At 75.1% G+C, this 18,754-nt stretch carries 17 protein-coding genes and 1 pseudogene; 10 read left to right on the forward strand and 8 right to left on the reverse strand.

What is annotated here, in order from left to right:
• Positions 1–74 precede the first annotated feature (74 nt).
• The 5 genes from ACFXHB_RS25965 (at position 75) to ACFXHB_RS25985 (ending at position 4,930) form a co-directional block, all read left to right on the forward strand.
• The gene (locus ACFXHB_RS25965; protein ID WP_380577031.1) at positions 75–1,298 is read left to right on the forward strand and encodes an MFS transporter; all 1,224 of its coding nucleotides are present in this window, start codon (positions 75–77) and stop codon (positions 1,296–1,298) included.
• 309 nt (positions 1,299–1,607) lie between these two features.
• The gene (locus ACFXHB_RS25970) at positions 1,608–2,564 is read left to right on the forward strand and encodes a GNAT family N-acetyltransferase (protein ID WP_380577032.1); all 957 of its coding nucleotides are present in this window, start codon (positions 1,608–1,610) and stop codon (positions 2,562–2,564) included.
• A 112-nt stretch (positions 2,565–2,676) separates the two neighbouring features.
• Positions 2,677–3,429, forward strand: coding sequence for an SDR family NAD(P)-dependent oxidoreductase (locus ACFXHB_RS25975; protein WP_380577033.1), 753 nt, complete (start codon positions 2,677–2,679; stop codon positions 3,427–3,429).
• A 226-nt stretch (positions 3,430–3,655) separates the two neighbouring features.
• Positions 3,656–4,285, forward strand: a complete 630-nt coding sequence (locus ACFXHB_RS25980; RefSeq protein WP_380577034.1) for a hypothetical protein — start codon at positions 3,656–3,658, stop codon at positions 4,283–4,285.
• A 45-nt stretch (positions 4,286–4,330) separates the two neighbouring features.
• Positions 4,331–4,930, forward strand: a complete 600-nt coding sequence (locus ACFXHB_RS25985) for an RICIN domain-containing protein (protein ID WP_380577035.1) — start codon at positions 4,331–4,333, stop codon at positions 4,928–4,930.
• Positions 4,931–5,085: 155 nt separating this feature from the next.
• Here the strand turns inward: ACFXHB_RS25985 and ACFXHB_RS25990 are convergent, their stop codons facing one another.
• Positions 5,086–6,747 carry an FAD-dependent oxidoreductase gene (locus ACFXHB_RS25990; RefSeq protein ID WP_380577036.1) on the reverse strand — a complete coding sequence of 554 codons (1,662 nt, stop codon included), beginning with the start codon at positions 6,745–6,747 and terminating at the stop codon, positions 5,086–5,088.
• 174 nt (positions 6,748–6,921) lie between these two features.
• Positions 6,922–7,839 carry a diiron oxygenase gene (locus ACFXHB_RS25995; protein ID WP_380577037.1) on the reverse strand — a complete coding sequence of 306 codons (918 nt, stop codon included), beginning with the start codon at positions 7,837–7,839 and terminating at the stop codon, positions 6,922–6,924.
• A 552-nt stretch (positions 7,840–8,391) separates the two neighbouring features.
• Here ACFXHB_RS25995 and ACFXHB_RS26000 point away from each other — a divergent pair.
• Positions 8,392–10,824, forward strand: coding sequence for a SpoIIE family protein phosphatase (locus tag ACFXHB_RS26000; RefSeq protein WP_380577038.1), 2,433 nt, complete (start codon positions 8,392–8,394; stop codon positions 10,822–10,824).
• Positions 10,825–10,873: 49 nt separating this feature from the next.
• Here ACFXHB_RS26000 and ACFXHB_RS26005 read toward each other — a convergent pair whose 3' ends face one another.
• Positions 10,874–11,122 (reverse strand): ester cyclase, encoded by a 249-nt coding sequence (locus ACFXHB_RS26005; protein ID WP_380577039.1) that lies wholly within the window; start codon positions 11,120–11,122, stop codon positions 10,874–10,876.
• Positions 11,123–11,282: 160 nt separating this feature from the next.
• Between ACFXHB_RS26005 and ACFXHB_RS26010 the strand changes: the two genes are divergently transcribed.
• The 3 genes and pseudogenes from ACFXHB_RS26010 to ACFXHB_RS26020 all read left to right on the forward strand — a co-directional run bounded on the left by ACFXHB_RS26010 (position 11,283) and on the right by ACFXHB_RS26020 (position 13,849).
• Positions 11,283–11,690, forward strand: a complete 408-nt coding sequence (locus ACFXHB_RS26010) for a DUF3052 domain-containing protein (RefSeq protein WP_380577040.1) — start codon at positions 11,283–11,285, stop codon at positions 11,688–11,690.
• A 397-nt stretch (positions 11,691–12,087) separates the two neighbouring features.
• Positions 12,088–12,357 (forward strand): annotated as a pseudogene (locus ACFXHB_RS26015) (sigma factor); the annotation flags it as partial.
• A 142-nt stretch (positions 12,358–12,499) separates the two neighbouring features.
• A complete protein-coding gene (locus ACFXHB_RS26020; protein WP_380577041.1) occupies positions 12,500–13,849 on the forward strand; it encodes a bifunctional folylpolyglutamate synthase/dihydrofolate synthase in 1,350 nt (449 codons plus the stop codon).
• Positions 13,850–13,933: 84 nt separating this feature from the next.
• Here ACFXHB_RS26020 and ACFXHB_RS26025 read toward each other — a convergent pair whose 3' ends face one another.
• Positions 13,934–14,986, reverse strand: a complete 1,053-nt coding sequence (locus ACFXHB_RS26025; RefSeq protein ID WP_380577042.1) for an alpha/beta hydrolase — start codon at positions 14,984–14,986, stop codon at positions 13,934–13,936.
• Positions 14,987–15,154: 168 nt separating this feature from the next.
• On the opposite strand from ACFXHB_RS26025, the gene ACFXHB_RS26030 reads away from it, so the two are divergent.
• Positions 15,155–15,760 carry a TetR/AcrR family transcriptional regulator gene (locus ACFXHB_RS26030; protein WP_380577043.1) on the forward strand — a complete coding sequence of 202 codons (606 nt, stop codon included), beginning with the start codon at positions 15,155–15,157 and terminating at the stop codon, positions 15,758–15,760.
• 80 nt (positions 15,761–15,840) lie between these two features.
• On the opposite strand, the gene ACFXHB_RS26035 is transcribed toward ACFXHB_RS26030, so the two are convergent.
• The 4 genes from ACFXHB_RS26035 to ACFXHB_RS26050 form a co-directional block, all read right to left on the reverse strand.
• On the reverse strand, positions 15,841–16,749 hold the full coding sequence (locus tag ACFXHB_RS26035) for a GNAT family N-acetyltransferase (RefSeq protein WP_380577044.1): 909 nt from the start codon (positions 16,747–16,749) through the stop codon (positions 15,841–15,843).
• Positions 16,750–16,936: 187 nt separating this feature from the next.
• On the reverse strand, positions 16,937–17,401 hold the full coding sequence (locus ACFXHB_RS26040) for an iron chaperone (RefSeq protein WP_380577045.1): 465 nt from the start codon (positions 17,399–17,401) through the stop codon (positions 16,937–16,939).
• Between the two features lie 98 nt (positions 17,402–17,499).
• Positions 17,500–18,144, reverse strand: coding sequence for a glyoxalase (locus ACFXHB_RS26045; RefSeq protein WP_380577046.1), 645 nt, complete (start codon positions 18,142–18,144; stop codon positions 17,500–17,502).
• Positions 18,144–18,695: a helix-turn-helix transcriptional regulator gene (locus ACFXHB_RS26050; RefSeq protein WP_380577047.1), complete on the reverse strand. Its 552-nt coding sequence runs from the start codon at positions 18,693–18,695 to the stop codon at positions 18,144–18,146. The genes ACFXHB_RS26045 and ACFXHB_RS26050 overlap by 1 nt, the downstream gene beginning before the upstream one ends.
• Positions 18,696–18,754: the final 59 nt, after the last annotated feature.

Raw genomic sequence — 18,754 nt, forward strand, 5'->3', positions numbered from 1 at the left:
CCAGTGTCACAGCCGACGGTCCACCCCGTAGACACCTCTGCCGGATTCATCTCCGGTCTGATGAGCTGCTCGGCATGGAACACGAACAGAACGGCCCCCGGCGGTGGTGGGTACTCGCCGTCGGCATGTTCGCGATGACGTCCGGGTGCGCGTTCCAGTTCGGGCTCCCGTACCTGATCCCGGCGCTGCGCGACGAGGGCCTCTCGCTCAGCCGGGCCGGGCTGCTCGCCGCCTGCCCGACCATCGGGCTGGTGCTGACGCTCGCGGCGTGGGGCGCGGCGGCCGACCGGTGGGGCGAGCGGTGGGTGCTGGCCTCCGGACTGGGACTGGGCGGACTGGTGCTGCTGGCGGCGACGGCGGTGCGCGGGCCGCTCCCGCTCGGCCTCTGCTTCCTGCTGGCGGGCGCGGCCGGGGCGTCGGCGCACGCGTCGAGCGGACGGCTGATCCTGGGGTGGTTCCCGGCCCGGGAGCGCGGACTGGCGATGGGGCTGCGGCAGACCTCGCTGCCGCTGGGGGTCGCGCTGGCGGCGCTGCTGCTCCCGCCGCTGGCCGCGCACGGGCGGGCCCGCGCGCTGGCGGTGCTGGGCGCGCTGAGCGTGGCGGCGGCGCTGCTGGTGGCGGTCGCGGTCCGCGACCCGGCCCGCACCGACGGCGGCGCCGGCGCGCGGGCCGCCAACCCGTACCGGACGGCGGTGTTGTGGCGGCTGCACGGCGCGGCGACCCTGCTGGTGGTGCCGCAGTTCACGGTGTCGGTGTTCGCGCTGGTCTTCCTGGTGGACGAGCGCGGCTGGCCGCCCTCGACGGCCGGTCCGCTGCTGGCCTGCGTCCAGGTGGCCGGCGCCGGCGCCCGGCTGGCGGCCGGGCGCTGGTCGGACCTGGTCGGCAGCCGGGTGCGTCCGATCCGGCAGCTCGCGGTGACGGCCTCGGGCGTGCTGGCCCTGCTCGCGGTGGGCGCCTTCACCGGATCGGCGCCCGCCGTGGCGGCGTTGATGGCGGCGGGCGTGCTGACGGTCTCGACCAACGGGCTGTCGTTCACGGCCGTCGCCGAGTACGCGGGCAGCGCGTGGGCGGGCCGGGCACTGGGCGTGCACACCACCGTTCAGAACGCGGTCGCGGCCTGCGTGGGCCCGACGGTGGGCGCGCTGATCGGCGCGACGGGGTACGGGTGGGCGTACGCGCTGGTGGTGGGCTTTCCGCTGGCGGCGGCGGCGCTGCTGCCGGGGCTGGACGAGAAGTCGGCCGGTCCGACGTCCCGTGCGCGGCCCGAGCGGGCCGGGGTTGACCTCAACCGAGGTTGAGGTTGTCGAATGGGGGTCGGTGGCGAACACCCGCGCCACCGGGGCGGAATCCGGCAGGGGGAGGCACGGCCGCAGGGGGCGAGGGACGCCCCGGCTCGAACGGGTGGAAGAGCGTGGCCGGTCAGGACAGCGCGGTCGATGCCCCGTCCGCAGGGTGACGACCGGCCCCGGGGCCGTGGGCCGCCTCCCGTCATCGATCGTGCCGGAGGCGGCCCCGGTGCTCCCCCGCGATGACGCGGCTTCCCCCGGACCGGGCGGCTTCCCCCGGACCGGTCGACAGACCGCCCGCCGATGGCGCAGAGTCGCGCCATGCCTCACCTTCCACCGCCGCCCCTCCCGGCCCGCTACCGGAGCCGGGCCGCCACCCCGGCCGACGCGCCGGCCGTCCACCGGCTGATCGCCGCCTGCGAACGCGAGGTGCTCGGCGACGCCGCGCACCGGGCCGAGAACGCGGTCGACGGCGTGGCCGCCGACCTCGCGCTGCCCGACCTGGACCCGGCGCGTGACACGCTGCTGGTGCTGGACGCGGCGGGGGCGGTGGTCGGCCGGGCCTGGGTGCACGGCGGGCGGCGGAGCAAGGTCGACGTCCACCCGGCCCACCGGGGCGAGGGGTTGGGCGGCGCGCTGCTCGACTGGGCCGAGGCGCGGGCGCGGCAGCTGGGCAGCGAGCGGATCTCCCAGACCCTCCTGGACGGTGACCGGGCGGCCGTCGAGCTGCTGCGGGCCCGCGGCTACGGGGCGTTCGTCACCCAGTGGCTGCTGGAGATCGAGCTGCCCGCCGAACCGGTGGTGTCCGCACCGCCGGCGGGGGTCACCGTCCGGCCGTTCCGCCGCGGTGACGAGCACGCGGCCTACCGGCTCACCGAGGACGCGTTCGACGAGTGGCAGGTGCGGCGCAAGCCCTACGAGGAGTGGGCGCGGCACACCGTCGAGCGGGCCGCCTTCGCCCCGGCGCTCTCCCCGCTGGCCTTCGCCGACGGGCAGTTGGTCGGCGCGGTGCTGTCCCTGGATGTCCCGGAGAGCGGCGAGGGCTATGTCGAGCGGGTCGCCGTCCGGCGGGACCACCGTGACCGGGGGATCGCCCGCACGCTGCTCCAGGAGGCGTTCCGCTCCTTCCACCGGCACGGACGGCGGTCGTGCACGCTGTGGACGCATTCGGAGACCGGCGCGCTCTCACTGTACGAGCGGGTGGGGATGACGGTCCGGCTCAGCTCGACGGTCTACGGCAAGCCGCTCCACCCCGGGGACGGCGGGACATCGGCCTGAGCCGTAGTCAGCTGTGCGGCCGTGCGGCGGTGTCCACCTGCGGCGCCGATGGTTACCGCCGAGTAGGATCGGTCCGGAACGGTCGGGCCGGCAGGATCAGGGGGCGTGCACGATGGAGCAGCGACGGACCGCGGTGGTGTCGGGCGGCGGGACGGGGATCGGCCGGGCCGTCGCGGCCGAACTCGCCGGACACGGCTACCGGGTGGTGATCGTCGGTCGGCGGCCCGAGGTGTTGGCGAAGGCGGCGGCGGAGATCGGGGCCGACGTGATCCCGGTCGCGGCCGACCTCACGGTGGCCTCCGAGGTCACCGCCGCGGCCGCGGCGATCGCGGCGTTCGGCCCGGTGGACGTGCTCGTCAACAACGCCGGCGCGGTGATCACCCCACCGGCCGACGCCTCGCTGGAGGCACTGGCCGAGGCCTGGCGGCGCGACCTGGACACCAATCTGCTGACCGCCGTCCTGCTCACCACCGCCCTCGCCGACCAGCTGCGACGCCCCGGCGGGCGGCTGATCCTGATCAGCTCCGCCGCCGCCCAGCGCGGCGGCGCCGGCCCGCACTCGGCCGGCTCCTACGCGGCCGCCAAGGCCGCCCTGCACGGCTGGGGCTTCGGCCTGGCCCGCCGGTTCGGGCCGGAGGGCATCACCGTCAACATCCTCGCCCCCGGCTACGTCGAGGACACCGAGATCTTCGGCAGCGACTGGACTCCGGAGTTCCACGCCGACAAGGTGGCCGCCACCCTGGTCGGCCGGGCCGGCACCCCGCGGGACGTGGCGGCCGCCGTCGCCTATCTGGCGTCCCCGGCGGCCGGCTACGTCACCGGTCAGGTCATCGGCGTCAACGGGGGCGCCGTCCTCGGACGCTGAGGCACGGCCGCACCACCGGCCCCACCCAGATGTTCTGACTGTTCGTCACCCAATGGACCCACCAGCGCAGTTGGCCACCCGGGCCGCGACGGTTCGGGCCGGATCGACCCCCAGAAGGCTGGGATACCGAGCGCCCCGCCCCGACGGCGAGGATGCCCGTACGGGAGCTGTGGCATGAACGGGACACGGCTCCCTCCGCATCCCGTCCCACCGGAGGAGCACCCTCATGGCTTCGCGCAACCGACGCGCCGCCCTCACCTCAGGCCTCGCCGCACTCATCGCGGTGACCGGCCTCGGACTCGGCGCCGCACCCGCCCATGCCGACCCCGCGAACCCCGCCTGCAACCCGAACCAGGACTACCTCTGGCAGGACATCGTCTCGGCCCGGGTCGAACCGACCGTCACCGACTTCCTCGCGGTCGCCATCGCCCCCGGGACCACCGGCCGGTACACCAAGACGCTGTCCGAGGTCGACTCCGTCAGCACCACGGTCAACAACAGCCTGGAGGTGACCGCCGACTTCAAGGCACTGTTCGTCAAGGTCAGCGCCAAGGTCGGCTTCTCGGTGTCCAGCACCAGGGCGAGCACCCGGACCACGACCGTCACCGACACGGTGAACTTCAACAGCCCCGGCTACTACGGCCTCTACCGCGGCACCCGCAAGGTGACCGGCGAGTGGATCCAGTTCGTCTGCGCCCGCTCCGGCCCGACCACCGGGTACTGGATCAGGACCGACCCCGGCGCCAACGGCACCTTCATCACCTTCGACGTTCCCGAGCAGGGCACCGTCTCCTGCGCCTGGCCCGAGCCGGCCGGCACCCTGCGCGCCGCCGCCCGGTCGCGACTGGTCTGCTGACCGCCCGCCACCGCCTCCCGACCCTTCCGCCGTGAAAGCGAGTTCATGATGCCCGTTCTGCACCGACTCCGGCGCGGGATGCGCCGCCGGGCGGCCGTGCTCGGCACCGCTGCCGCCGCCGTCGCCCTGGTGTTCACCGCCGTCCCGACCGCCGTGGCGGCTCCCGCCCCGGCCCCGGCCGCCCTCAACACCACCTGGGGCGACTTCACCTGCGACGGGGGCCTCTACCGGATCAACACCGGCACCGGCCGACCGCTGACCGTCGCCCTGTCCTCCGGGAACCACGGCTCGGTCATCCAGTACTTCTGGGGCAACGAGTCCAACCAGAAGTGGATCTACTGCCACCGGCCCGAGGCCAACGGCACCGAGACGGTGGTCTTCCAGGACAGCTGGCGGCACTGGTGCCTCGCGGTCGACCGCGACGCCACGTTCCCCGGGGCCTGGATCCTCACCACCGGCTGCTTCAGTGACCGCATCCCCGCCGAGCAGCAGTTCGTGAAGACGAAGGTGCCCGGCACCAACCTGTTCGCCCTCCAGGGGCAGCACTCCCGCCTGTGGGTCGCGGCCCAGGACCACTCCGACGGCCTCGGCTACCAGATCGTCCAGGACAGCCGGCCCGACCTGTACTCGCTCCAGGCCGTCTGACGGCGCGGCGCCGGCCGGCGTCCCGGCAGTCGCTCCACGCGACGACTGCCGTCCGACGCCCGGGCACCACCGCACACGGCCGGCCGGGTTCCGGTGGCCGGCCGGCCGCACACGGGGGCGGCCGGCGGTCAGCGGCGGCCGGCGGCGGCTCGCGGTCAGCGGCGGCCGGCGGCCAACAGCGCGGGGAGCGTGGCGAGTTTGACCCGGGGACGGCCGGCGGCCTCGCCGAGCGCGCGTTCGGCACGGTCGATGGCCCGCAGCTGCCGCAACCCGACGGCGTCCGGCCGCCGGCTGCGGACCAGCCGGGCCAACTCCCGCCGGCTGCGGGCCGACTCGGGCAGCACCCCGGCGGCGGCATCGTCCAGCAGGGCGTCCACGGTCTCCTGGGCGCAGGCCCGGTTGGCACCGATCCCGCCGGACGGGCCGCGCTTGGCCCAGCCCACCACGTACGTACCGGGCAGCGGCCGGCCCGACCCCGGGTCGATCACCCGGCCACCCCGGTGCGGAACGGCCGCGGCGGCGTCGTCGAACGGCAGGCCGGGCACCGGAACGCCCCGGTAGCCGATGGACCGCACCACCAGGCCCGCACGGATGGCACCCCGCTCACCGGTGGGCTCGACGCGCGGCCCCTCGGGCCCGTCCACGAGCGCCGTCCCGCCGAGCCGGACGCCCTCCACCCGGCTCGCGCCCAGCAGTTCGGTGGGCGCGGCGAAGAAGCGCAGCACGATCCGCCGGCCGGGGCGCGGCGGCCCGTCGCCGTCGACGCGCTCCAGCGGCAGCCCGGCGAGCAGCGCGGCCTTGGAGCCGGGCGGGGCGGCGGCGATCGCGGCACGCACCTCGGGGTGGTCCTCGACGACGAGGTCGACACCGGGCAGCTGCCGCAGGGCCAGGAACTCGGGCCGCGTCCAGGCCGCCTGTTCGGGCCCCCGGCGGGCGAGCAGCACCACTTCTCGCACCCGGCTGTCCCGCAGGGCCGCGAGGGCGTGGTCGGCGATGTCGGTCGCGGCGAGCCGGTCCGGGTCCAGCAGCAGGATCCGGGCGACGTCCACGGCGACGTTGCCGTTGCCGACGACGACGACCCGCTCGGCGGAGAGGTCGACGGCCTCGGCGGGGACCGTCGGGTCGGCGTTGTACCAGCCGACGAAGGTGGTGGCGGGCAGACTGCCGGGGAGGTCCTCACCGGGCAGGCCGAGCCGGCGGTCGGTGGCGGCGCCGACCGCGTAGACGACGGCGTGGTGGTGGGCGGCGAGTTCGGCGTGGGTGAGGTCCTTGCCGATCTCGACGTTGAGATGGACCCGCAGCCGGGGGTGGTGGAACACGCTCGCGAAGCTCTCGGCGATCCGCTTGGTGGACTGGTGGTCGGGGGCGACGCCGTGCCGCAGCAGCCCGCCGGCGACCGGCAGCCGGTCGATCATGGTGAGCTCCGCGCCGGTGGTGCGCAGCAGCGACTGGGCGGTGTAGCTCGCGGACGGGCCGGTGCCGACGATGGCGACGCGCAGCGGCCCGAGGCCGTTCGGCAGGCTGCGGGGGAAGCTCGGTGCTCCCCAGCTGTGGTCGGCGGGGTGCTCGCGGTAGTAGTCGCGGTTGAGCTCGCCGAAGACGGTGTCGGGGCCGGCGAGCCGGTCGACGGGGAAGACCGCGTCGACCGGGCAGGCGTCCGCGCAGGCGCCGCAGTCGATGCAGGCGACCGGGTCGACGAACAGCATGTCGGTCCGGCCGAACTCCGGCTCGTCCGGGGTGGGGTGGATGCAGTTGACCGGGCAGACGGACACGCACGAGGCGTCGTTGCAGCAGGTCTGGGTGATCGCGTAGGCCATGGCCGGGTGAGGTCCTCGCTGCGTGGGGGTCGGTCGGGTCGCACCGGGCCGGGGCGGGCCGGGCGGCCCGAGGCCGGTGCGCGTCGGACGGGCGGTGCGCGTCGGCCCGCGGTCCGGTGGACGTCGGACGGCCGGTGCGCGCCGGGCGCCGGCCGGGACCGGGAACGGGACCGGTCAGAGCATGTCGACGCGGCGGTAGACCGCCGCCGCCGAACGGTTGAGCAGGCCCGCCTCGCCGAGGAAGGCCATCAGGTGACCGGAGCTGGTGCGCATCATCGCCTTGCGGTGCTGGTTGTCGCGCACCTCGGCCAGCGCCCGCTCGGTGTCGAGGCCGGCCGCCCGGTACACCCCCCGATGGACCATGCTGCTGACGATGACGAAGGCGGCCACCGCGATGCCGGTCCCGGCGGCCCGCCGGCGCGCGCGGCCCGCGCCGCGCAGCCGCTCGCGGATCTCCTGGCGGGCGAACTTCATGTGCCGCGATTCCTCGACGACATGGATCCGGGACGTCCCCCGGACGATCTCCAGGACGTTCTCGCCGCGCATCCAGTCGCGCTGCATGACGTCGAGCACCTCCTCGGCCACCAGGATCCCGCCGTAGGCGAGTTCGCCCTTGGCGGTGGCCTTGAAGAGGCGGCCGGCCTGGGCGATCGCGGTGGCCGGCCGGTACCGCGGGACGCCCATCTTCTCGCAGGCGCGGGCGAACATGATCGAGTGCCGGCACTCGTCGGCGATCTCGGTGAGGGCGAAGCGGAACTCGGCACCGGCCGGGTCCTTTAGGTACTGGTCGCGCAGCACCATCTGCTGCAGGATCATCTCGAACCAGATGCCGGTCGTCATGATCGAGCAGACCTCGTGCCGGGTGAGGGTGACCCGCTGCTCCTCGGTCATCTCGTCCCACAGCCGGGTGCCGTAGAGGGTGCTCCACTCCGGGTTGAGCCCGTAGCCGTCCGCCGGGAGCGGCGCGTCCCAGTCGATCTCGGTCGCCGGGTCGTAGGAGAGGGTCGCGGCCGAGTCGAGCAGCCGCTTCGAGACGTCGTCGTCGGCCGAGGTGTGACGGTGGTCTCCCGCTGCCGTGCCGGGGTGAGCCATGGCTGCCTCCAGGTGCGTGCCCTGCGCGGGGTTACCGCCCGCCCCGCTTATTAGACGGAGAGTACAATAAGAGCCCGGGTGCGAGAAGCCCTCGCGCACCGACCGGGCCCCCGGGCATGACTGGCGGCCACGCCCTCCGGAGGGATGATGGAGAGGCCCCGGGCCGCGCAGCAGGGGGCACGGACCGGCGCGCTCTCGGCCGGCGGAACAGCCGGAGGAGAGGAGCGGACCGGATGAGCACGGCAGGCGCCCTCCCCCTCGGCCACCGCCCGACGGACGACCGGGGCGGGCCCACCCGGTACCGGATCTCCCCCGGCGCGCACCGGCGACTCCCCCGCCCCCGCTCCGTGCCGCTCCCCCCGCCGCACGGCCGCCCGAGGGGCGGCGACAGGCACGGGCGGGACCACCCGCCACCCGAGTGGCGGCACCCGACCGCCCCCGGCCGGAGCCCGGCCCGGCGGCATCCGGCCGGGCGGACCGAGGACCGGGCACGACGGACGACGGACGGACCGAAGACGGACGCGACGGCACGACACATCCGAGGTGCGCACCATGGACAGCCGACGACCCCCCTTCGTCGACAGCGCGGCCGGTGCCCTGCTGGACGCGGACGGCAGGATCGTCCGCTGGACCCGGGAGGCCGAACGGCTGCTGTCGCTGCCCGCCGACGAGGTCTGCGGCCGCCCGGTCCGTGAGCTGCTCGCGGACCCGGCCGGCTGGGACACCCTGCTGGCCGGGCACCGGACGGCGCGCGCGGCGGAACGGACCGCCGGGCCCCCGGCGGAGCGGGCCGCGGAACGCCCCGCGGACACCTGGTCCGGCACGGCGGTGTTGCGCTCCGGCCGGGGCGGCCACCTCGGGGTCGTCTTCCAGGTGCTCCCGCTGGCGGACACCACCGCCGGGGAACCGGCCGCGGCCCGGTACTTCGTACTGGCCGCCCCCGCCCGGCTGGTCACCCAGTGGCGGCAGGACCAGGCGTTCACCCGGGAGCTGTTCCTCCAGGACCGGGTGGGCCTCGCCGTCTTCGACGACCAACTGCGGCTGGTCAGGACCAACACCCACCTGCTCCCCTACACCGGCCTCCCGCCGGATCTGACCGGTCGGCGCCTCGGGGACTTCCTGCAGGCCGAGGACGCGGAGGCGGTCGAGCGGCAGCTGCGCGAGGTCCTGCGGACGGGCCGTCCGCTGGTGATCTCGGGGGAGCTGGTGCGGACGATCGAGGCTCCGCGCAGCGGCGCGGCCATGGCCATCTCGGCCTTCCGCCTCCAGACCGCCGACGGCCAGGTGATCGGTGTGACGGCACTGTTCACCGACGTCACCGCCCTGCACCGCTCCGGCGAACGGCTCGCCGTGCTCCACCGCGCCACCGCGGCGGTCGGCGGTTCGCTCTCCGTCACCGGCACCGCCGAGGACCTCGCCGCCGTCCTGGTGCCGGGGCTGGCCGACCTGGCCGTGGTCGACGTCGCCGAGGCGGTGTTCACCGGCGAGGAGCCGGCGCCCGGCCGGGACGGCCGTCTGCCGCTCCGTCGCACGGCCGTCACCGGGGCCACCGAGCTGCTGACGGACGCGGAAGCCTCCCCGGGAGCGGGCCCGGACACGGTGGCGGTGGCGGTGGCATTCGACGACACCGAGGGCGCCGCGACCGCGACCGACCCGACCGCCACCGCTCCGGCGCCCACCACGATGACCGCCCCGCTGCGCGCCCGCGGCAGCCTGCTCGGCCGCGTGACCGTGCACCGCGCCGCCGGCCGCATCGCCTACGAACCGGCCGATCTGGACCTGCTGCACGAGATCGCCGCCCGCGCCGCCCTCGCCCTGGACAACGCCCGCCGCTACACCCGCGAGCACCGCGCCGCCGTCAGCCTCCAGCGCAGCCTGCTGCCGCCCGCGCAGACCGAGACCGCCGCCGTCACCACCGCCAGCGTCTACCTGCCCACCGACACCGCCGGCGGCGTCGGCGGCGACTGGTTCGACGTGATCCCGCTCTCCTCGGCCCGCGTCGCCCTGGTCGCCGGCGACGTCGTCGGCCACGGGCTGGAGGCCAGCGCCACCATGGGCCGGCTGCGCACCGCCGTCCGCACCCTCGCCGACCTCGACCTGGAACCCGACGAACTGCTGGTCCACCTCGACGACCTGGTCTGCCAGTTGCTCATCGAGGCCGACGAACCGGAGGACGAGGGCGAGTGGCCCACCGGCCACCGGACCGGCCCGTTCGGCGCCACCTGCGTCTACGCCGTCTACGACCCGGTCTCGCGGCGCTGCGCGATGGCCTCCGCCGGACACCCCCCGCCCGCCGTCGCCGCCCCGGACGGCACCGTCGAGTACGTCCCGGTGCGCCCGGGACCGCCGCTGGGCGTCAGCGGCCTGCCCTTCGAGGCGACGGAGGTCGAGCTGGCGCCCGGCAGCGTGCTGGCGCTCTACACCGACGGGCTGATCCTCGGGTACGGGGGCGATCTCGACGAGGGCCTGGCCGAGCTGCGCCGCCGGATGGCCCGCCCCGGCGCCGCCGAGGCACCGTTGCCCGAGCTCGGCCGGGAACTCGTCGACGACCACCCGGCGCACCGCCTGGCCGACGACGTCACCCTGCTGCTCGCCCGCACCCGCGCGGTACCGCCCGAGGCCACCGCCGCCTGGTCACTGGAGGCCGACCCGGCCGCCGTCGCCCGGGTCCGGGAGAGTGCGACGGAGCGGCTGCGCGCCTGGGGGCTGGAGGACCTGGTCTTCACCACCGAACTCGTGCTCAGTGAGCTGGTCACCAACGCCATCCGCTACGCCGGCGGCCCGGTCCAGGTACGGCTGATCCGCGCGGAGCGGCTGACCTGTGAGGTCTCCGACCCCAGCGCCACCCAGCCGCGGATGCGCCGGGCCCGCCTCACCGACGAGGGCGGCCGCGGCCTCTACCTGGTCGCCCAGCTCACCAACCGCTGGGGCAGCCGCTACACCCGCAACGGCAAGACCATCTGGGCCGAGCAGGAGCTTCCGTAGGACACCGGACGGGAGCCGCCGCCGTCCCCGGAGCGGCGCCGGGCGGCGGTCAGGCCTCGCCGGGGGCGAGTTGGGCGAGCAGGCCCTGACGGTCGATCTGGATCCAGTACTCCACGATCCGCCCGGCCTCGACCCGGTGGACCGCGCTCGCCTTCTCCGTCAGCGGCCGGCCCGGCGGCGGACGCCCGTCGATCGGCGCGAGGTGGTGCCCGTGCCGGGTCCACCGGGCGTTGACCCGGTCGCCGTCGGCGAGCAGCTCGTCCAGGTCGACGCGGTCGCCGTCCGCCCGGCCGGGCACCGGGGCACCGACCGCCGGCCCCCGCGCGCCGACCCCCGCCGGCCGGCCACGGCCCGCCGCCCCGGCCCGGCCCGGTGCGCGACCTCCCGCAGACACCCTGGGTGTCTGATTGGCTACGGGTGGGCCGCGGCAGGCGCGGCCCTCGGCACCGGAGGCAGTGATGAGCACCGAAGAGCGGATCAACCCTGCGGCCCGACTGGGCTTCCAGCCCGGACAGGTCGTCCAGGAGCTCGGCTACGACGACGACGTCGACCTGGGACTCCGCGAGGCGATCGAGGAGATCACCGGCCAGGACCTGGTGGACGAGGACTACGAGGACGTCGCCGACGTGGTCCTGCTCTGGTGTCGCGACGAGGACGGCGACCTGACCGACACGCTGGTCGACGCGATCACACCGCTGGCGGACGGCGGCACGATCTGGCTGCTGACCCCCAAGACCGGCCGCGACGGGTACATCGGGCCGAGTGACATCAGTGAGGCCGCGCAGACCGCCGGACTCTCCCAGGCCAAGTCCGTCAGCGCCGCCGCGGACTGGTCCGGCACCCGCCTGACCACCCCCAAGCGGTAGGCGCCCGGATCGGCTCCCGGCTCCCGGTCGCCGTCTCGCGCGCGGGCGGCGACCGGAAGCCCGCGACCGGACAACGCCACGACCGGGTGACGCGGGTCACATCCGGCCGCGTCACAGGGGGACGGACCGTCTCACCCCAAGGGGTGCGGGGCGACGACGACAGAGGACCACCCCATGGACGCGCGACCGGACTTCGTCGGCGACCCCGACCGCCGGCAAGGCCCCAGGCACCTCATGACGGTGGGCCGGGCGATCGAGGAGTCGCCACCGCCGGCCGCGACGCAGGAGCTGGTGGCACGACACGCACGGCCAGGAGGCCGCCGCCGCGGGTGAGACCTCGGCGCGACCGAACCTGGTGGCGGCCCGGCGGGAGGACGACAGGGGAAGGGGATTCGTCGTGAGCAAGGTCGAGGAGTTCGAGGAGCTGCGGCCACCGCTGTTCTCGATCGCGTACCGCGTGCCGGGCAGCGTGAGCGAGGCCGAGGACGCGGTGCGGGAGACCTGGCTGCGCTTCGACCGCTCGGCGACCCGGCCCGCCTCGACCAAGGCCTTCCTGTCGGCCGCGGTGACCCGGATCTCGATCGACGCGCCGCGCTCCGCCCGGGTGCGACGGGAGGCCTACGTGGGCCCCTGGCTCCCCGAACCGCTGCTGGACGATCCCTACCAGGCCGGGCCCGGTGGCGGACGCCCGGGCCGTCCACCACGAGCTCCGGGAGGCGCGCCGCCCCACGCGGCAGCCGGGGCGGCCCGAGGCGTCAAGGTTCCTGCACCGCAGTGGATCTGACGGTCCGTTCGGGCATGATCGGGGAATGGACTACCAGGAGTGCGTGGACATCCTCGAAGAACTGCACGGACACGTCGACTGGCCGCTCCGGGAGGCGCGGCACGCGAACGTCCCCCGGCTGCTGGCCGCGCTGGGGCATCCCGAGCGGGAGCTGCGCGGGATGCTGGTGGTCGGGACCAACGGCAAGGGGTCGACCTGCGCGTTCGCGGTGTCGGCGGTGGCCGCCACCGGCGCGCGGGCGGGCAGCATGCCCAGCCCGCACCTCCAGGAGCCCCGGGAGCGGATCCGGGTCGACGGGGTCCCCGTCACGCGCGCCGAGTACGCCGCGGCCTTCGCCGAGGTGCACCGGGCCGCCGAGCGGGACGACCTGCCCGTCATGGCCACGGGCCTCTACGCGGCGACCGCCGCCGTGCACTTCCGGAACGCGGGGGTCCGTCTGGCGGTGGCCGAGGCGAGCATCGGCGGGAGCAGGGCCGCGGCCAGGGAACTGGACCTGGACGTGAAGGTCGTCACCGGCATCGGGCTCGACCACGTCGGCCTGCTCGGGGACACCCTGGCCGAGATCACCCGGGCCAAGGTCGAAGCCGTGCGGGACGGGGACCACGTGGTCCTGGGCCGGCTCGACCCCGAGGCGGCCGCCGCCGCGGGCCGGGTCCTCGACCGGCGGACCGGGCTGTCCGTGTGGCGGATGGACCGCGAGATCCACTACACCGCCCGCACCGTCGACGGTCCCGGCGGCCCGACCGCGCTGGTCGACGTCACCACCCCGCGCGCGGTGCACCGCGACCTGCCCTGCCCACTGCCCGGGGCGCACCAGCACCACAATCTGGCCGTCGCCGTCGCCGCGGTGGACGCGATGGTCGACCGCGGCCACGTCCGCGCACCGGACGCCGCGGACCTGCGCACCCGGCTGGCCGCCACCCGCTGGCCCGGCCGTCTCGAACTCGTCCCGGCGGCCCGGCTGGGCGACTGGACCGGCCGCGTCCTCCTCGACGGCGCGACCAACCCGCAGGGCGTCGCCACCGTCACCCCGGAGATCCTGCGCCACGCCCGCGCCGCCGGCCACCCCGACCGGCCACCCGTGCTGGTCTTCTCCGCCTTCGCGCACAAGGACGTCCCCGGCATGCTGGCCCCACTGCCGGCCCACTGGCCGCTGATCCTGACCCGCACCGGCTCCCACGAGTGCGCCGACCCCGCCGCCCTGCGCGCCCGCCTGGCACCCACCGACCGGGGCCCCTGCCTGACCGCCGAGGACACCCGGTCGGCACTGCGCCGGGCCGGCGAACTCGCCGGGCCGGGCGGCCTGGTCGTCGTCCTCGGCTCGCTCCGCCTCGTCGGCGAAGCCCGCACCGCGCTCGGCCTGCCGCCCGCCTGACCGGCACCGCCGGCCCCACCGCGGGACGGTCGATCGCCCGCACCGGCCCGTGCGGGGCGATCGGGCGTCCCGCCCCACCGGGGCTCAGCCGCTCAGGGCGTCCGCCAGCCAGGGGGTGATCACGGCCATCGCCTCGCCGAAGCGCGAGATGGCGCAGTGACCGGTGTCCGGGATCAGGGCGACCCGGGTGTCCCGGCGGCCCTCGAACACCCGGGCGTCGTCCAGCGGGACATGGACGTCCTCGGTGCCGTTGACCACCAGCATCGGGCCGTTGGCGTCCTGGTCCAGCAGCGCGCGCAGGTCGAAGGCCGCGAACGCCGCCTCGCGCTCGGCCGTGCTCGGCATGGCCCCGAAGCCCAGGGCGTTGCCGACGATGCCGTCCATGCCGAAGGCGAAGCCGCGGCCCGGCGCGAAGGAGCGCTCCACCGGACCGCCGAGCACCACGGAGGCGTCCACCGCGCCGGTCAGCCCGGTCCGGGCGGAGTAGTAGCCGCCCATCGAGATGCCGAAGTGGCCGACCTTCCGGTTGCCGAGCGTGCGGGCGAAGGCGACCAGTCCGGCGACCACCTCGGCCCCGCCGTCCGGGGTCATCGGCAGGTGGGCGGTCTCGCCGGTGCCGGCGAGGTCGAACAGCAGCAGCCGGGCGGGCAGGGTGAGCGCGAGCTGCTCCCACATCCCGTGCAGGTCGGTCTTCCAGGAGTCCACCCCGCCGCTGGCCAGCACCACCGGCGCGTCGGCGGGCAGGCCGGGGGCGGCCATCAGGTGGATCGGCAGGGTGGCCCCGCCACCGCGGTAGGGGACGGTGAGCGTGCGGCGCTCGAACTCCACCGGGAAACCGGGGGCCGCGAGGACGTACTGCTCGACCTGGCGGGCGAGCGCGGTGCGCTTGGGCTCGTCGGCCAGCGAGGGGAACTTGGCCCAGCCGTAGGCCTGCGCGGCCAGCCGGTGCTGCCCCGCCCCGGCGTGCCGGGCGGCGAGGGCGGACCACTCGTGCACCCAGCCGCCGGGCCGGTCGGGCCACATCTCGGTGACGGCGGCGCGGACCGCGTCCACCTCGTCGACGGGCAGGCCGAGGGTCATCTGCGGGTATCGCTCGACGAACAGGTCCCGCGGGTCCAGGGGCCAGGTGAAGGACATGGTGGTGCCTCCTGCTGCGCTTAAAGCCGGAACTCTTGCCTTAGCGACTATGCGCCTGGGCAGCGCTTAACGCAAGCTCCCCTGCGTTAAGGTGGTGGCCGAACGACGGTGATCGAAAGGTGGCGACCGGAAGATGGCGACCGAAGGTGGGACCGAGGTGACCGGCACATGACCGAGGAAGCGGCGGAGCCGATCCGGCGCCGCCCGGGCGGCCGCGCCGCACGCGTCCGCGAGGCCGTGCTGAGCGCCGCCCTGGAACTGCTGGCCGAGGAGGGCGTCGACCGGCTCGGCATCGCCGCCGTCGCGGCCCGCGCGGGAGTCAACGAGACCACGGTGTACCGGCGTTGGGGCAGCCGGGAGAAGCTCGTCCTGGACGCCATGCTGGCCGGGAGCAGCGAGGGCATCCCCGTCCCCGACACCGGCGCCGTCCGCACCGACCTGGCCGCCTTCGCCCGCGCGCTGGCCGAGTACCTCGCCACCCCGACCGGTCGGTCCGTCGCCCGGGCGGCCGCGCTCAGCTCCGACGCCGCCGACCCCGAACTCGCCGAGGCCTGGCAGGCCTTCTGGCGGTCCCGGCTCGATCAGGCCGGCGCCGTCATCGGCCGGGCCGTCGAACGCGGGGAGCTCCCCCCGGACACCGACACGGCCCTGGCACTGGAACTGCTCTGCGCCCCGTTGCAGACCCGCGCCCTGCTCGGCCACCGTCCGATCGAGCCGGACCTGCCGGAGCGCTTGGCCGACCTGGTGCTGGACGGCCTGCGCGGGAGGGACTGAGCAGCGGGAGCCGGTGCGCCGGCTCCCCACCACCGGTGAGCGGTCCGGGCCAACCGTCGGACCGGACCGCTCACCGCGTGCTACTCCTCGCCGGGCGCTCGGCCCACCGGGTGGAAGTCGATGCGTTCACGGGTGATGGGGAAGCCCGCCTTGGCGAAGTTCGCGGCCATCGGGACGTTGGCCCGGTCCGTCGCCGCGGCGATGAACTCCGCGCCCTGCTCGACGAGATCGTGAGTGCACTCGGCGAGGAGGTCGTAGGCGTAGCCGCGACCGCGCTGTTCCGGGACGACGCCGATGTAGCCGATGATCGGCCCGGACTGGTTGTGGGCCGGGATGTGGATGCCGGCCAGGTCACCCTCCGGCGTGCGCGCGATCCGCCACCACTCCCGCGGGGAGGGGCACCAGTGGAAGAAGTCGAGTTCCTCCTGGGCGGCCTGGTCGAGGCCGCCCTCCTCGACGGCCCTGAGCGCGTGGGCGTCCAGGGTCGCGGAGTGGATGCGGCGCAACGCGTCGAAGAACACGGCGTCGTCGGGTTCCGCCTCGAAGAGCAGGCGGCCGGGCCGCTCGGGCAGACCTCGCTCCGGGGTCCAGCGGTACAGGTGGCGTTCCACCAGGAGTTCGTAGCCGGCGGCCCGTGCGGCGGCGAAACGGGCCTCGGCGGCGGCGCGCAGGGCGGCCTCCTCCCGCCAGCCGCCGGGCAGGTTGATCTCCAGTTCGACCTGCCGGGGGGCGGAGCGCAGGAGCGCGGCCCCGGCCTCCTCCTCGCCCTCGGCCACGTCGAACCAGTTGATGTTGATGGGCTCCGCGTCGTCGGGGCCGCCCCACCACGCGCCGCGGGCGACGACCTCGCCGTCGCGCAGGGCGACGCGCTTCCAGTCGGGGCGGAACCGGGTGAGCCGGTGGCCCTCACGGGCACCGAGGGGGTCGGGGAGTGCGTCGAAGAGATGGGCGTCGCTCGCGGAGAGCGCGCGGATGACCGGACCGGTCATGGATTCCTCCGGGATACAGGCTGCTTGGAGCGCTCCCGGTCAGAACTGGTGCATCACGCCGGGAGAGCGGACGAGGGAGCGCGGGAAAGGTGTGAACTGCACGGCACTCGCCTCCTTCCGTTCGTCTCGGGGCGTGGTGCCACACGGTACGCGGCCGGCCACTGGTCCGTCCACGGGTTTTCGCGCCTCAACCCGCCGCCCGCTTCACGAGCGCGCTGACGAACTGTTCGTCGGCCGCGGTCAGCTCCTTCAGGGCGAAGGCGGTCGGCCACATCGCGCCGTCGTCGAGTGCCGCCTGGTCGCTGAACCCGAGCGTCGCGTACCGCGACGTGAACTTCTCCGCGCTCTGGAAGTGGCAGACGACCTTGCCGTCCCTGGCGTACGCGGGCATCCCGTACCAGAGCTTGGGCGCGAGACCGGGCGCGACGGTCTTGACGATCCGGTGAATCCGCTCGGCCAGGACCCGGTCGGCCTCCGGCATCTCGGCGATCTTCGCGAGCACGTCCTGTTCCGCGGCCGCGTCCTTCTCCGCCTTCGACGCACCGCGCCGCGCCGCCGTCCTCTTCTGCTCCCGCGCGTGCTCCTTCATCGCGGCCCGCTCCTCGGCGGTGAATCCCTCGTACTTCTCGGCGGGTGACTTCGTGGACGGCATGATGGGCTTCCTCTCGTACGAAACGCTGGGGGTCGGGCGGGAGTCGGGGCGGCGTGGGGGGCGGGGCGGCGTGGGGGGCGGGGCGGCGTGGGAGCGGACTACTCCGCGGCTTCCCAGGCGAAGCCGTCCGGGTCGGTGAAGGTGTCGCCGGTGCCGCCGAGGGCGATGCGGTGCGAGCCGGTGCCGTCCACGGGGACGCCGAGGTCCTTGGCCAGGGCGCGGCGCTTGTACAGCGCCAGCTTGACGGGGCCGGAGGTGCCGGGGGCGAACTCGGCGTACTTGCCGCCGAAGCTCTTGGCCACGGTCAGGCCCCGGCCGACGTAGAACTGCCGGGTGGCCTTCACGTCCTCGACGCCGATCAGCAGGACCAGCTCGTCGAACTCGCGGGTGGCGGGGCCGGTGTCCTTCTTCGCCGAGGTCGCGATCTTCCAGATCGTCCCGTCCGGCGCCCGGACGACGCCGCTGTAGCCCCACAGCGACTTCGCGGCGGGCTTCAGCACCGTGGCGCCCGCCTCCACCGCCGCTGCGACGAAGCCGTCGACGGTGGCCGGGCCGGACACCGTGAGGGCCAGGGTGAAGCCGCGGAACCCGGTGGAGAGGGCGTCGGACGCCCGCAGGCGGATGTGCGCGGCCACGCCGAAGGCGGTGTAGAAGCCCTGGGCGGCCTCGGGGTCGGCCACCTCAAGGGTGACGGACGCGAGGGACGTGCGGGCTGCGGTGAAAGCGGTGGTTGCCATGACCATCACGCTAGGGGCTGGGGTGCGGCCGGGGCTTCTCGATTCCTGACCGTTCGCGCGACCTGCTTCGCGACGCACCCCGGCATCCCCTCCAGCCCGGCGGCCCAGCCCGGATCGAAGGCCGCACCCGCGGCATCGGCATCGGCGTCGGCGTCGGCGTCGGCGTCGGCATCAGCGGCGGCCGCGTCCACCGCCCGGCGCCGGAAAGCCCCGGGCGACAGGCCGACCAGCTCGGTGAAACGGGTGGTGAACGTGGCCGGCGACGCGCCGCCGACCGCGAAGCAGACCTCGGAGACACTGAGGTCGCCCCGCCGCAGCAGCGCCGTCGCCCGCTCGACCCGACGCGTCATCAGATACGCGTACGGGGACTCACCGTAGGCCGCCCGGAACCGCCGGCTCAGATGCCCGGCGGGCATGTGCGCGTCGCGGGCGAGCGCCTCCACGTTCAGCGGTTGCGCGTACTCCCGGTCGATCCGGTCGCGGACGCGGCGCAGCCGCGCGAATTCGGCCAGGCGCAACGCCTGGACACGGGCACGCCGCCATTCGGGCCTGCACATGAGAACCCTCCCCTTGATCGTTCGTCTTCGTGGTGCCCTCGACAGATGCGAGCGGCCGG

It is taken from the genome of Kitasatospora sp. NPDC059327, assembly GCF_042752535.1.
Taxonomy (GTDB): domain Bacteria; phylum Actinomycetota; class Actinomycetes; order Streptomycetales; family Streptomycetaceae; genus Kitasatospora.

Bases quoted from the DNA above. Each gene is read 5' to 3' on its own strand.
- ACFXHB_RS25965 (WP_380577031.1), top strand. From the start codon at position 75: ATGGAACACGAACAGAACGGCCCCCGGCGGTGGTGGGTACTCGCCGTC.
- ACFXHB_RS25970 (WP_380577032.1), top strand. From the start codon at position 1,608: ATGCCTCACCTTCCACCGCCGCCCCTCCCGGCCCGCTACCGGAGCCGG.
- ACFXHB_RS25975 (WP_380577033.1), top strand. From the start codon at position 2,677: ATGGAGCAGCGACGGACCGCGGTGGTGTCGGGCGGCGGGACGGGGATC.
- ACFXHB_RS25980 (WP_380577034.1), top strand. From the start codon at position 3,656: ATGGCTTCGCGCAACCGACGCGCCGCCCTCACCTCAGGCCTCGCCGCA.
- ACFXHB_RS25985 (WP_380577035.1), top strand. From the start codon at position 4,331: ATGATGCCCGTTCTGCACCGACTCCGGCGCGGGATGCGCCGCCGGGCG.
- ACFXHB_RS25990 (WP_380577036.1), bottom strand. From the start codon at position 6,747: ATGGCCTACGCGATCACCCAGACCTGCTGCAACGACGCCTCGTGCGTG.
- ACFXHB_RS25995 (WP_380577037.1), bottom strand. From the start codon at position 7,839: ATGGCTCACCCCGGCACGGCAGCGGGAGACCACCGTCACACCTCGGCC.
- ACFXHB_RS26000 (WP_380577038.1), top strand. From the start codon at position 8,392: ATGGACAGCCGACGACCCCCCTTCGTCGACAGCGCGGCCGGTGCCCTG.
- ACFXHB_RS26010 (WP_380577040.1), top strand. From the start codon at position 11,283: ATGAGCACCGAAGAGCGGATCAACCCTGCGGCCCGACTGGGCTTCCAG.
- ACFXHB_RS26020 (WP_380577041.1), top strand. From the start codon at position 12,500: ATGGACTACCAGGAGTGCGTGGACATCCTCGAAGAACTGCACGGACAC.
- ACFXHB_RS26025 (WP_380577042.1), bottom strand. From the start codon at position 14,986: ATGTCCTTCACCTGGCCCCTGGACCCGCGGGACCTGTTCGTCGAGCGA.
- ACFXHB_RS26030 (WP_380577043.1), top strand. From the start codon at position 15,155: ATGACCGAGGAAGCGGCGGAGCCGATCCGGCGCCGCCCGGGCGGCCGC.
- ACFXHB_RS26035 (WP_380577044.1), bottom strand. From the start codon at position 16,749: ATGACCGGTCCGGTCATCCGCGCGCTCTCCGCGAGCGACGCCCATCTC.
- ACFXHB_RS26040 (WP_380577045.1), bottom strand. From the start codon at position 17,401: ATGCCGTCCACGAAGTCACCCGCCGAGAAGTACGAGGGATTCACCGCC.
- ACFXHB_RS26045 (WP_380577046.1), bottom strand. From the start codon at position 18,144: ATGGTCATGGCAACCACCGCTTTCACCGCAGCCCGCACGTCCCTCGCG.
- ACFXHB_RS26050 (WP_380577047.1), bottom strand. From the start codon at position 18,695: ATGTGCAGGCCCGAATGGCGGCGTGCCCGTGTCCAGGCGTTGCGCCTG.